Here is a 12,661-nt window from a genome sequence, read left to right on the forward strand (position 1 = left end):
AACAGACAAACACATTCCACTCTCTCCAAATACAAATTCACGCTCGTTTCACGTAAGTCGAAAAGTATAATCAAAGAATTTCGGGGGGCGGCAGTATCTGCGTTCCCCCAGATACTTGCCAGCTACATACATTTTTCTGCCGCGCAGAAACCCATATGTTGCCAAACTCCCAGGTGACGAAGGTAGAACAGGCGAAATGGACTTAATTTGCAATGATTCGTTGTGAATACTTTTTCGTGAGCCTAGGCTTCTGGCTGGGGGAGGGTTGTGCCGCAGGTGCATCTTGTGGGGCCTGAGAGGCCACGCACAAGGGCGCCGGGTGGAAATGACTGGTAATGGAACGATGTTTTGACCGCTGAATTGCTAGAAACCCATTTTGGCTTCTCCGAGAGCCCGTTTTCTCTGCTCCCGGATCCCGACTTTCTGTTCTGGTCGCCGCTGCACAAGCGGGCCTACCAGGTATTGGAGTACGGGTTGATGTCGCGGGCGCCCGTGACGGTGCTCACCGGCGAGGTGGGCGCGGGCAAGACCACGCTGCTCCAGAAGCTACTGCGCTCTGTTGGTGACGATGTGACGGTCGGGTTGATTTCGAATGCGCATGCGAATCAGGGTGCGCTGATGGGGTGGATCGCCCACGCGCTCGACATTGCCCTGCCCCGGTCCGGGGATCCGATCGAGATCTTCAAGGCGTTTCAGGAGTTCGTCCTGAACGAATACGGAGAGGGCCGCAGGGTGGGCCTCATTATAGATGAGGCCCAGAACCTTGGTGCGGAGCAGCTCGAGGAGCTGCGGATGCTCACCAACATGAACTCGGGGAAGGATGGCCTGCTTCAACTCGTACTGGTTGGGCAGCCGGAGTTGCGGGAGTTGCTGGCGCTGCCCGAGTTGCGTCAGTTCGCGCAGCGCGTTTCGGTCTTCTATCATCTGGAGCCGCTCGATGAAGAAGGGGTAGCCGATTACGTACGCCACCGGCTGAAGCACGTGGGCGGGACCGGCGAGGAATTTACCGAGGGCGCCTTGGCTGGCGTGTTCAAGACGAGTGAAGGGGTGCCGCGACTGGTGAACAAGATGTGCGAGCTGGCACTGGTCTATGCGGCCAGTGACGGTTTGCAGGTGATTGATGAAGGGGTGATTGGGGAGATGCTTGCCGATGGGTTGATGATCGAGTCCGCGCTCCCGGCGGAGGCCGGGAGCATCCGGTTTTTTCGCGCGCAGCAGTTCCGCCAAGCCGCAGAGTGACGAGAGAGCCGAGACACTGCCGCAGGCACCACCCGATCCGCCCGCCTCACGGCCCGCGACGGAACCAGAGCCGGAGGAAGCCGTGACCAAGCCTGACGCGGCGATCATCATCCCACACTATAATGACCAGGAGCGCCTCAACCGGTGCATGGCTGCCCTGCAGCCGCAGATCGATGACGGGATCGATGCGATCGTCGTCGACAACGCCTCTGATACGCCGCCCGAGGTGATGCCGCCATTTCGGCTGGTGGTGGAGGAAAAGAAAGGTGCCGCGCATGCGCGGAACCGCGGTGTCGAGGAGACGACGGCCAACCGATTCTTCTTTATCGACAGTGATTGCCTGCCGGATGACGACTGGGTCGAGGTTGCGCGCCGTGTTGCGGCCCGGGCTGACCTTGTGGGTGGCCACGTGTACGTGTTTGACGAAACCCCTCCGCCACGCTCGGGCGCGGAGGCGTTTGAGACTGTCTTTGCCTTCGACTTCAAGAGCTACATCGAGAAGCAGGGCTTCTCGGGGTCAGGCAATCTGGTGACGCATCGTGGCGTCTTTGACAAAATCGGCGGGTTCCGCGCCGGTGTGAGCGAGGATTACGACTGGTCTCACCGCGCAACGGCGGCTGGTTACACACTGGTGTACGAATCGGCCCTGCGGGTTGGGCATCCATCCCGACGCGATTGGGCAGCGCTGCGGCGCAAGTGGCACCGGGTCACGCAGGAGGCCTTCGGGCTGAACGGTCCAGGCCTTGCGGCGCGGGCACGGTGGTTTGGGCGGGCACTGATGATGCCGGTGAGCGTTGTGATACACGCGCCTCGGATCATTCGCGCCGATTCACTCGCACCCGATGAGCGGAAAGCCGCTCTAGTCACGCTGGCCCGTCAGCGCCTTGTTCGTATGCGCTGGATGGTGCTCCAAGCGCTTGGATTCAAAATTTAATCCATGATACCGGATATTTCGCTGGACAATACTCGCCTTAAGCGGGAAATCTGAAACTGTCGTGTTGCACGCTAAAATAAACCATTCGTTAACTTTATCGCGGATAGGTTTAGTGGAACCCGATGGTCTAGATTGTGGTTAATGTCATATCACACTAGGTCAGGAAGATCACTTCGCGGGCAGACTCGGGGCAAGAAGCGGCGACTATGAGACCAGAAGATCAAACAAGTTCACGATGCGGTCAGGCGGCAGTGATGCTCGCTCTGGCAGTTTCGGCGGCGGTGTTCTGGGGCGTTCTTGCCTATTCGATTATGGTCGCAAGCCTTCCGGTCGTGCAGGGAATCGCTGTGTCGATGGCATCGACTGTCGTCTCTTTTGGCGCGGTTTTCGGTGTGCTGTTCATTCTCTCAGTGCTCAAAGAGCGTTCATCCGTGGCAAAGCCGAGGCAAACGCGACGCGCGTGAATGCGCTAACCTACCGAAAACATGTGGATTCATGTGGGTGAGACCGGAAGCGCATTTGGAGGCGGTTCGGGTTGATCGTGAGCGTACAATAATCTTTACAAATTTCCTTAATTCAGCCAAATTGGACTCAATTGATTTTGTCTTGCTGGGGAATAATTGTGCTGAACATAAGAGCTTTCTTCCGTAGTGTTGTTGCGATTGGTGCCCTTGGCGCAGCTACAACCTTCGGCCACGTCGCAGAAGCGACGACCTATCCGACCTTCACTCTGGACGCAGACCAGTCTTCCATTGCCGTGACTTCCGGCAGCTGTACCTCGAACTGTGGGGTGAATGCCGGGTTTGCCGCGTCGGGCCCGGTGGACCTGACCTTCGACTTCCAAAATCAGGTGATCCGTCTCGCCAACTTCATCGAGTGGACGGTGACCTCCGGCGGCCTTAGCGCCAACGTTTACGACATCGCCGTGAACCTCGTGTTTACGGCGCCTGACGACCAGGCCTCCAACCACTCCGGTTCCGGCGTGTTCTTCACGGTGTACGGCATCATTTCCGGCGGCGTGCTGAGCTGGGATACGATCGCTCAGCGCGTGGACTTCGACCAAGGTTCGAGCCTCCGTGTGTGGCTGGAGAGTGGCGTTGCCATCGACTACGGCGACACCGTTGCCTCCGACCTGATCGTGAAGGCCAAGGTTCTGGTCCCGCTGGATACGCCTTCGCCGGCGCCGATCCCGCCGGCTCTGCCTGTGATGCTCATGGCGCTTGCCGGGTTGTTCTACCTCGGTCGCCGTCAGGGAAAGAGCGGCCCCGCCGCCTTCGCCTGAGCGCGGCAGACATAAGAGATACAAAGGGCGTGCCAAGGCACGCCCTTTTGCTTTGGTGAACCCGTGGGTTAGGGCGCGCTTTTACCGATAGGGGTAATTGTAGGAATCCGCCGCGCCACTGTTGTAGCGACATTTGTTCAGCACGACGCCCGCGATGTTGGTGTATTGCGAAAGATCGCGCTCCGTCATGTCGATATCGTGAATCGAGGTCTGCTCGGCGGCGCCGATGATAATGGCGCAATCTACAAAGCTGGCCCCCGCAATGGCGCTGTCATTGGCGAAGAAGGGCGGGAAATCGAAGATCATGATCCCGAGGTCGAGTTCCTTCTCCAGAGTGTCGAGCACATCGGCGGCCTGACCGGTCTTCAGCACCTCGTCCTTGTCGTGGCGGCTGGCACGGTTGGCCGAGATGGCCAAGTTGTCACCGATGCGCACCATCTGTTCAGACGGGCTCACGGTGCCTTCGAGCAGGTCACTCACATCATGCTGCGGCTCCAGGCCGAGCGTTCTGGCGAGGCTAGAGCCTGCGAAATCCAGATCCATCAGCAGTGCGCGGCGCTCCTGTTGCCGTTGCATTGCAAGAGCGAGATTCGCGGCCACGGTCGTCTTGCCGCAACCGGGGTTGGGTGAGGTGATCATGACCCGCTTCCAGTTGTTCTCCTGCATTAGCCGGAGCAGGCGGGTGCGCAGCATGTCGACGGCAACGCGTGCCGAATTATTGGAGTTGGCGACGATCCGGCTGCGTGACAGTCTGTTGGCTTGCGGCCGGAACTCCGGCAGTTCGGTCCAGCCCACCGGAAGTGTCGCCGGAGCCGAGCGGCTGCGTCCTGTGGCGGACGGGCCATCGCTCCGACGTTTGCGGGCCTCGTCGATTGCGGCCTGAAGTTTCTCCATCGCGTTAGCGATCCTTTTTAGGTGCGGGGTGGGACTGGCTCATAGCTCCACCTTCGCGCGGACGATTTCCACCAACTGATCAAGCGGCATGACCATCTGGTCCACCGCCCAGAGTCCGCCGCCGATCCCGGCGCAGACAAGTGCCAGCACAGCGAACCGAACGCCGGTCCGACGCCAGGCCTCACCGGGTGCCTCGACATAGGGCAGCGTGCCAAGGGGGGTGATGCCCAGCTTGCGGGTCAGTTCCACAGGGCGGCGTAGCCGGGGGAACAGGATTTCAACCAAAACCACGGCGGCGAGGCCCAGAAGCAGCCCGGCGGCCATGGCGCCCAGCACGATCAGCGTTTTGCCGGGAGGTGCAGGGGAGTTTGGGACCACGGCATGTTCGATCACCGAGAGCCGCTGCCCCTTGGAAAGCACCTCGATCCGCTCGCCAGTCGCTGCCGCAGACAGACGCTCGACCGCAGCATCATACTGGCCTTGGATGTTGTCGCGCTCCCGTTCCATCGCGGTCAGCGTGATCGCGTTGGACGGCGAGCGCTCGATGGTGCTCTGGAGTTCGGCAATCTCTTCGCTCAGCGCGGCGGCATCGTTTTCGAGCGTTTCAATCTGACTGTCGATCTCCACCAATTGGGCCTCGATCACGCCGCTGGACGGGTCTTCGCTCTCTTCCTCGGCGGCCTCCGGCTCGCGCCCACTGATGGTCGCTTCAAGCTGCGCGATCCGGCTCTTCAGCATCGTCACCTTGGGGTTGGTTTCGCTGAGAACCGCGCGCGCCGCCCGGAGCTGGGACTGCAACTCGGCAAGCTCCACCTCCTCGGGGCTCTGGCTCCGCGCTGTCGGCAGCGCAACCTGCCCGGTGCGCTCATAGAGTTCGACGAGACGACGGCGCTGATCCTTGAGCTGGGAAATCTCCCGCCGGGTCTGCGCAAGCCGTTCCTGAAGCAGGGCTTGCCGTCCGAGGCGGTAATCCAGCGTTTCAGGCAGGGCGTCGATATTGGCGTTCTTGAACTCGAGGATGCGGCGGTTGACCTCGTCCAGCTGCTCGCCGAGGCGGGCCACTTCCTTCTGGAAGAAGGCGAGCGTGTCGGTCGCAACATCGGTCCGGAAGGAGGCATCCTGCTTGAGAACCTGCGTTACAAGGTCATTGGCGACCTCGGCGGCGGTTTCACCATTGTCGGCCTCGGCGGTGAGATGAACAACGGTGGCCTGCTGCCGCCCGGCGGCAAGATCCATCCGGACCCGTTTGCGCATGTCGGCCACGATCTCGTCGGGCTGCATATCGGGGCGATCAGCGTAAAGCTCGAAGCGGTAGGCAATGTCGAGCAGGTTGTCGCGCGTCAGGAGGCGCTGCCGGATGACCTGAACCTGCTCGGCAAGATCGGTCCGGACGGTGGAGGAGGCCAGATCGCTCGGGATCTGGGAGCCCTCGACCAGCAGGGACGCATGGGCGCGGTAGACCTTGGGCAGCGTGATCGCCAACGCCACGCCAATAGCAACCACCGCGACGAACACGGTGAAGAAGAGCGGGAAACGGCTCCGGAAGACCTTTAGGTAAAACTTGGGTTCCAGCGACATGGCATCAAAATTTCTCCCAAAAAACAGTACAGCATTCGGCCATTGCTGCAATGGCACAGTCGGTTTTGTGAAGCACAGTTGTGCGAGGGGCCCGCTACTGCGGCTGCATTCGAGACAGTACCGCGGCGCGCCCGCGGAATTGTTATGCAATTGGTTGAAATCGCTTCGGATGAACGTGGTATTCTGGCGCGGACGCTTGGACATCAGCGAGGCGATTGACCGTGGGCAGGCCAGAATCGATCCGATCAATCAGGGCCGAATGGTCGCGTGTGTTGTGGAAGGAGCGTTTGAAGCTCCCACCTGACCAGAAGCCACCTAACTCCATCTCGGACCTGAGCGAGGCACCTATGGACAGAATGCACTCGATTGCAGGATTCGGCTGGCTATGCGTGGCGGCTCTCGTGATTACTCTGATGCGCGCGTTCCCCGTTGCAGCAGAATCGATAGGGGTGACGTCGCCTGCAGAGCTCAACGCTGCATTGAGCCGTGCAAAGGGCGGAGAAGTCATTGAATTGCCGCCGGGTGATTATGGCTCTCTTTCCATCGAGGGCAGAATGTTCAGTGCGCGCGTTACCCTGCGCGCTCAAAAACGCCGCGCTGCGCGTTTTGACGCGATCGATATCGCGGGGTCCGGCGGCATCCGGGTGGAGGGCGTTCACGTGGATTCCCCTGTGAACGGCGGCCGAGGCAGTGGTGTCGTGACGATCAGAGACGGAAGCCGGGAAATCCAGATCATCGATTGCGAAATCAATGGACGGATCGACGATGACTATGACGGGCAATCGGGGATCGTCACCAGTGGCGGGGTTGAGGATGTGGTTTTTGCGGGCAACGCCATTCATCACGTCAACAATGGAGGAATCCTTCAGGCAGCCAACGGGCTTCGGGTCGTCGGCAATCAGATCGATTTCATCGGGAACGATGCGCTCAAGTTCATTGGGGTGAGCGATGCCTTGATCGAGAGGAATACCGGCGCGCAGCACATCTATCCGTCAAGGGATGCACATCTGGATTTCATCCAGTTTCAGGGGGCCGACTCACGCGACATCGTGCTGCGAGGCAATGTGTTCCTGCCCAAGACCCGCGCCGATGTTCAGGGAATCTTCATGGACGATGCCCGATTCTCCAACGTCTTGATCGAGGGCAATGCCATCGTGACCGGTATGATCCGGGGGATATCGGTGTCGAACGGCAACAATGTCGTCGTGCGCCACAACACGGTACTTGATGTCGATGGCGTTGGCAGCAAGGCCACGCTGATCATGGCGGAGGGTGCTGAGGTCGTCGGCAATATAATGAGCACCTATCCGCAGGACCGCAGGCTCGGCGTCACAGACGGCAACCTGTATCTGCAATTGAAGTCGAGGGGAGTTGCGTATCACTATGGTGCATATTTGAAGCGCGCCATGAGTGCGCCGCCGCTGACACTTGCCGGGATCGGTCCGAAAGTGGGAACATTGGCCGAGAAGTATGGGCATGGTGCGATGCCTCGGCCTTGAACGCCGAAACCGCTTTGGCAGCACGCAGGAGCGCAATTGGTAGACCAAGGTAACACAGGCACGTTGAGTAACCCCCAACTCGCGGGCTCCGGGGACCTCGCCGGACCAACGTGGGCGAACCGTATCGTTACGCTCTACCTGCTTGCGCTGTTGCTGCCATTCATCCTGCAACTGGGCGGCCTGAGGCTATCCGCCTACCGTATCCTGCTCCTGTTCGCGACGGTGCCTCTGCTTGTGCTCTGGTTGCAAGGCGAGGCGGGGCAGAAGCGGGTGGCCGATTTTGCGATACTCGGCCTGTGCCTGTGGAGTGTCATCAGCTTCTTGGTGCTACACGGGCCGCAGGTAGCCGTCGAGGCGGGTGGCATTTTCTTTGTGGAAACGGCAGGCGCCTATTTTCTTGGGCGCTGTCTTGTGCGCACCCCAGGCCAGTTTCTGACGGTAGCACGAACACTGTTCTTCATCGTCATGCTGCTCATGCCATTTGCGATCATCGAAGCGCTGACGGGGCGGAACATCCCGCTGGAAACGATGGACAAGCTCTGGCCGTCGTATGACCGGGTGATCAAGGAGCCACGCTGGGGCATGCAGCGTGTGCAGGCGACTTTTGAGCATCCGATCCTGTTCGGAATGTTCTGCGGCAGCGTCATTGGCCTTGCCTACATGGTGGTCGGGCACGGGAGGGGCTTGGCGAAACGGCTGGGCCTTGCTTTGGCAACCTTCTTCACCGCCGGTTTTTCTCTCTCATCCGGGCCGCTTACCGGGATGGTCACTCAGCTCCTGATGATCTCCTGGGATTCGGTCCTGCGCAACGTTAAGGCCAGATGGAAAATTCTCGCCGTGCTGACTGCACTCGCCTATGCGGTGATCGAGATTGGCTCGAACCGTCCTGCCTCTGCGGTGTTCATCAGCTACTTCTCTTTTAACGAGTACAGCGCCTATCTGCGGCTGCATATCTGGAATTTCGGGATGGCCAACGTGCTGGAACACCCGATCTTCGGATTGGGGTTCAACGATTGGGAGCGCCCGTATTGGCTTGGGGCCAGCGTGGATATGTTCTGGATCGTTTTTGCGATGCGGCACGGATTTCCGGCGATGTTCTTCACTCTGTTGGCGTTCTTTGCGGCCTATGTTCCGCTCTGGCGCAAACGCGACCTCTCCGAGAGGGTCTCGAACTACCGCCTCGGCGCATTGTTCAGCCTCACCGCGTGGTTCATGACGGGTTGGACGGTGCATTTCTGGAACGGCACTTATGTGTTGTTCCTGTTTCTGATCGGTAGCTCACTGTGGGTTCTGGACGCCAAATCTGAAGATGAAACTGCAACTGATGATTTCGATGCAAAGAAAGGCACTCCGCGGACCATCCGCTATAGCCGCTTTGCACCGGTTTCCAAAAGCTCGGAGCATCCGCCGCGGGCACTCGCTAGGACGCAGCAAAGCGGCTTTTCTTCGAGAGATGAAGGCAAGCCGTTGAGGCGCTCACCACTTTCGCAAGAGTCGCCGGGCGCGGTCCGTTCCAAGAAGTAGGCGGCTCATGTTGACGATGACTTCCTTGATCAAGCCGTTCCCTTCTGAGCGTCGCCGCACGTAGAAGGAAAGGGATCGCCAGAAGCACGCGGCTTTGTTGCCGACCCCTTTGGGCAGTACGATGGAAGCGCGAAGGCGGGCTCGGAGCGCGCGCCAGCGCGGAAATAGCAGGCGACCGGCCCGCGACCCAGTGAACCATTCGGCTCTTGCATCGTAAGCCTCGCTGTCGCGCATCGAGCGTTTCTGGTGGTCACGCTTGAAGAATAGCTTCTCCTCGACTTCGACAAAGGTTCCGAGGATGAGCAACTCTTCGAGAAGCACGGTGTCGGAGGAGATGTAATTGCCGATCAGGGAAGTCTGGTGCAGGAGCTCTGTGTGCATCACGCCGTAGACGGGAATCCAGAACCCCTCGATTGGTTCCTTGCCCCACGCCCGGCGCCGATCCACGTCGATGAAGGCGTCATGATACGCCTTTAGGCGCGCTGCGGGCCTTGATGCGGTGAGGCCGAGATTGTTGTTGAGTTCGTGGATTTCTTCACCGTCCTCGTCGATCTTTGCAGACTTCGAGTAAGCTAGAACGGCGCTTGGTTCGGCGCTCAGTGCCGTCACGCACTTTTTGATGTATGTGTCGGCCCAAAGATCGTCATGGTTGGCCCATGCGAACAGCCGCCCGGTTGCAAGCTGGGCGACACGGTTGAAGTTACCTGCTGCCCCGATGTTAGTTTCTGTGGTGACAACGCGGAGGCGCGGATCCGATGCCGCTAGATCACGGCAGATCTCAAGAGTCCGGTCGGTCGAACAATTGTCGGAAATGATCAGTTCGAAGTTCTGGTAGGACTGTTTTTGAATGGACCGGATCGCCTGCTCCACGAAGTCCTGGCCATTGAACACCGGCAATCCGATTGAAACGAGGGGTTCAGGCTCCTGTTCAAGGGATGGCATGGTGGTGTTCTCCGAGTACACGATGAGATCTAGGATTTTCGCAATGCCGGCGATCGTTTTGCCAGAAGCGACTTGAATTCGGCCTTTTCGCCCTCGTCCAGGCACAGGCCAAGGATGACCGACAGGTAGACGAGTGAGCCAAGGGCACCCTGCAAGATCAGGCCGGACCATGTGGCCGGTGGGCTTAATTGCCGGATGAGCAGCCAGAAGGCAGCTGCGACGAGCGCTGGGCCCAGTCCGCGCAAGAGCGTGCTGCGGGCGAATTCGGGGAAGCCCTTGCCGGTCAACCGAAGGAACAGACCCCAGAAATAGAGCACTTGGGACAGTACGGTCACGATGGTGAGCGCAAGGGTCACGCCGACTGCGCCGAATGAGAGGACTTCCGCAAAGACCACCATCAGCATGAAGCCCGCGAACTGGAACAGGAAAGCAGGGAGGAAGAACTCACGCACGCGTTTGGTCGCCATCGCCGTTGTCGCAAGCATCAGCGAGGGCTGGGTAAAAACGAAGTTGATCATGAAGAGGATGATGATCAACGGTGCGCGATCATAGTTTGGGCCCATGTAGAGCTCTACGAAGATGTCTGCGTAGACGACCAGCGGCACTGCGATGATCATCGATGCCCAGAGCGCATAGCGGCCACCCCGAAAGACTGTGCGTGCCAGACGCTCGCGATCGTTCAGAGCATTCATGGCGGTTACCGCCGGCTGGAGTGGCATCGCAGCGATCTTCACTGTGGATTCGATCTGCCTGAAGAAGGTGGCTCCGACGTGGTAGGCGGTCACATCGACAGCCGTACCGTAGAGGTTGAGAATGAGCGTTGCAGCATGGGTGTAGAGTACGGTGCCCAACTGGCCGAGCGTCGTCCACAGGCCGAAGCCCAGAAGCTCTTTAGTCAGAGAGAACGAGAACAGGTGACGTTTGACGCCGAGCTCCGGCAGGATCGTGAATGATCGACGGATCTTCACGAGGTCGGTGATGAACTCGGCGGTGACGGTCGCAACGACAACCCAGATGACGGCGGGTCCGAAGTAGAGCAACGCCGTGACCGTAAGGATTGCCCGCACGACATCCCGCGCGACCTCCAACAAGTTGCGCTCCACAAAGCGCTGGCGCACGACATAGGCAGTGGTGAATGGCATCGTGACCATGTGGAATACGAAGCCCGCGGCGAGCAGGATGAACATGAGCCGCGTTTGCTCGACCATGTGTGGCGCGACGTTGAAGACCTTTTCGATGTTCATTGCGAACAGGACCAGCGCAGGCATCAGGATGGACGCAAAACCCACCAGGACCGGGAAGAGCGACGAAGAGATGCGCCTGACCTCTTCACCATCGCCGCGGGCATAGGCATCGACCATGTAGCGTGCAATTCCACCGACGAAGAAGGAGAAGAAAAGGGGCCCGAAGACCATCAGCGAGGTGACAAGGGGGAGGACGGCGAACTCCTCGGCCGGAAGGTGCCGCAGCAGGTATTGATAGACCCAGAGGAGAACCACGAAATTGACGATCCGCGCCATGACACTGCTCGCGGAGTTGATCGCGACGAGGCGTTTGGAGACGACGACGTGTTTGTGGTCGGCCACGCGGGCCTCCTATCCTGCAAGCACCGCGAAGTCGGGGGTGAGGCCCATGGCGCGGACCTGGGCGGAGATTTCGGCCTCGTAGAGCGCATTCGAGATCAGCACGAGATCGGGGGCGAGGGTGGTGAGGGTTTCGGGGGCGATGACGGGGAGGGCGATGCCGGGGGCGGTGAGGCCGTGTTTGCGGGGGTTGAGGTCGACGAGGGCGGCGAGGGGGGCGGCGGCCTTGGGGCCGAGGGCGTTGGCGAAGGTGATGCCCTTGGAGCCTGCGCCCCAGATCACGGCTTTGCCGTCGAGCTTGGAGAGGCGGCTGCGCCAGGATTCGAGCTCGGTGTTGGCGGCCTGCCCGAAGGCGCGGGCGGTGTCCTGCACCTGGGCTGCGCCGGGATCGAGGTAGGCGGGGTCGGGCTCGACGGGGCGGGCCTCGACCATCAGGAACTGCTCGCCGTAGCCCGCCTGCACCAAGGTTGGAACGAAGCCTGCGCGGCGCATCAGGGTGGTGATGGAGGCGGCGGTCCAGTAGCCGACGTGCTCGTAGATCACATCCCACATCGAGACGGTCTCGAGCATCCACCCGGCGTTGGGCACCTCAAAGTAGATCGGCACGTCGCGGGGGCCGATGGCGCGGCGAATGTCCTGCATCAGCGCGAGGGGTGTATCGAGGTGTTCGAGGACGTGGCGGCACAGGATGGCATCGAAGGGGCGCTCGAGTTGGTCGGAGCGGAAGTACTCAGGCACGATTTCGACGCCGTCGCGGGCGGTGAAGGGGGTTTCCTTGCCCTCCATCGACGGGTCGAAGCCGGTGGCGGTGGCGGCGCCGTGCTGTGCCATGAGGTCGAGGAAGTGGCCATCGCCGCAGCCGATCTCGATGACGTGCTTGCCCGCCAGATCGAAGCGGCTGACGAGGCCGGAGGTGAGCTCTTCGGCGAAAGCCTGAAAGCGGGGCGAGAAGTGCAGCGCGTTCTCGTAGCCGGGGGCGTAGTGCATTTTTGCCGGGTCGAAGTCGGCGTTCCAGACGAAGGCGCAGGCGGGGCAGATGACGAGGGTCACGTCGCCCGCCGGGGCAGCGCGGGCGGCGTCGGCGTCTGGCCAGAGCTGGTTGCAGATGATCGGGACATTGCCGAGGGCGAAAACCGGGCCGGGCGCGGGCGTGTTGCAGACGGGGCAGTGGGTGGCGAGGCTCATG

Annotated in this window: 11 protein-coding genes; 6 read left to right on the forward strand and 5 right to left on the reverse strand. The window is 60.3% G+C overall.

What is annotated here, in order from left to right; genetic code table 11:
* The first annotated feature begins 348 nt into the window (after positions 1–348).
* From KUV38_RS17870 to KUV38_RS17885, 4 genes are all read left to right on the forward strand, one after another.
* Positions 349–1,239 carry an ExeA family protein gene (locus KUV38_RS17870; protein WP_222471542.1) on the forward strand — a complete coding sequence of 297 codons (891 nt, stop codon included), beginning with the start codon at positions 349–351 and terminating at the stop codon, positions 1,237–1,239.
* Positions 1,240–1,321: 82 nt separating this feature from the next.
* Entirely contained in the window at positions 1,322–2,173 is an 852-nt protein-coding gene (locus KUV38_RS17875) for a glycosyltransferase family 2 protein (RefSeq protein ID WP_222471543.1), read from the forward strand.
* 254 nt (positions 2,174–2,427) lie between these two features.
* Complete coding sequence (locus tag KUV38_RS17880) at positions 2,428–2,637, forward strand: hypothetical protein (protein WP_222471544.1); 210 nt, start codon at positions 2,428–2,430, stop codon at positions 2,635–2,637.
* A 158-nt stretch (positions 2,638–2,795) separates the two neighbouring features.
* Positions 2,796–3,455 carry a hypothetical protein gene (locus tag KUV38_RS17885; protein WP_222471545.1) on the forward strand — a complete coding sequence of 220 codons (660 nt, stop codon included), beginning with the start codon at positions 2,796–2,798 and terminating at the stop codon, positions 3,453–3,455.
* 81 nt (positions 3,456–3,536) lie between these two features.
* Here KUV38_RS17885 and KUV38_RS17890 read toward each other — a convergent pair whose 3' ends face one another.
* Positions 3,537–4,349 (reverse strand): CpsD/CapB family tyrosine-protein kinase, encoded by an 813-nt coding sequence (locus KUV38_RS17890; RefSeq protein ID WP_222471546.1) that lies wholly within the window; start codon positions 4,347–4,349, stop codon positions 3,537–3,539.
* A 39-nt stretch (positions 4,350–4,388) separates the two neighbouring features.
* Complete coding sequence (locus KUV38_RS17895) at positions 4,389–5,927, reverse strand: lipopolysaccharide biosynthesis protein (RefSeq protein WP_222471547.1); 1,539 nt, start codon at positions 5,925–5,927, stop codon at positions 4,389–4,391.
* A gap of 401 nt (positions 5,928–6,328) precedes the next feature.
* Here KUV38_RS17895 and KUV38_RS17900 point away from each other — a divergent pair, with 401 nt between their 5' ends.
* Together KUV38_RS17900 and KUV38_RS17905 are read left to right on the forward strand one after the other, a co-directional pair.
* Entirely contained in the window at positions 6,329–7,426 is a 1,098-nt protein-coding gene (locus KUV38_RS17900) for a right-handed parallel beta-helix repeat-containing protein (protein ID WP_222471548.1), read from the forward strand.
* Positions 7,427–7,462: 36 nt separating this feature from the next.
* Complete coding sequence (locus KUV38_RS17905; RefSeq protein ID WP_222471549.1) at positions 7,463–8,950, forward strand: O-antigen ligase family protein; 1,488 nt, start codon at positions 7,463–7,465, stop codon at positions 8,948–8,950.
* On the opposite strand, the gene KUV38_RS17910 is transcribed toward KUV38_RS17905, so the two are convergent.
* From KUV38_RS17910 to KUV38_RS17920, 3 genes are read right to left on the reverse strand one after another with little or no spacing between them, the layout of a single operon-like run.
* The gene (locus KUV38_RS17910) at positions 8,903–9,892 is read right to left on the reverse strand and encodes a glycosyltransferase family 2 protein (RefSeq protein WP_222471550.1); all 990 of its coding nucleotides are present in this window, start codon (positions 9,890–9,892) and stop codon (positions 8,903–8,905) included. The two genes, KUV38_RS17905 and KUV38_RS17910, sit on opposite strands and share 48 nt — an antisense overlap.
* 29 nt (positions 9,893–9,921) lie before the next feature.
* Entirely contained in the window at positions 9,922–11,478 is a 1,557-nt protein-coding gene (locus tag KUV38_RS17915; protein WP_222471551.1) for a lipopolysaccharide biosynthesis protein, read from the reverse strand.
* A gap of 9 nt (positions 11,479–11,487) precedes the next feature.
* Positions 11,488–12,660, reverse strand: a complete 1,173-nt coding sequence (locus tag KUV38_RS17920; RefSeq protein ID WP_222471552.1) for a class I SAM-dependent methyltransferase — start codon at positions 12,658–12,660, stop codon at positions 11,488–11,490.
* Between the last annotated feature and the right edge of the window lies 1 nt (position 12,661).

This window comes from Vannielia litorea (assembly GCF_019801175.1).
GTDB classification, from domain to species: domain Bacteria; phylum Pseudomonadota; class Alphaproteobacteria; order Rhodobacterales; family Rhodobacteraceae; genus Vannielia; species Vannielia litorea_B.

What these genes read in the sequence shown, in the direction of transcription:
- KUV38_RS17920 (WP_222471552.1), bottom strand. Translation starts at nt 12,660, where the DNA reads ATGAGCCTCGCCACCCACTGCCCCGTCTGCAACACGCCCGCGCCCGGC.
- KUV38_RS17880 (WP_222471544.1), top strand. Translation starts at nt 2,428, where the DNA reads ATGCTCGCTCTGGCAGTTTCGGCGGCGGTGTTCTGGGGCGTTCTTGCC.
- KUV38_RS17910 (WP_222471550.1), bottom strand. Translation starts at nt 9,892, where the DNA reads ATGCCATCCCTTGAACAGGAGCCTGAACCCCTCGTTTCAATCGGATTG.
- KUV38_RS17895 (WP_222471547.1), bottom strand. Translation starts at nt 5,927, where the DNA reads ATGTCGCTGGAACCCAAGTTTTACCTAAAGGTCTTCCGGAGCCGTTTC.
- KUV38_RS17890 (WP_222471546.1), bottom strand. Translation starts at nt 4,349, where the DNA reads ATGGAGAAACTTCAGGCCGCAATCGACGAGGCCCGCAAACGTCGGAGC.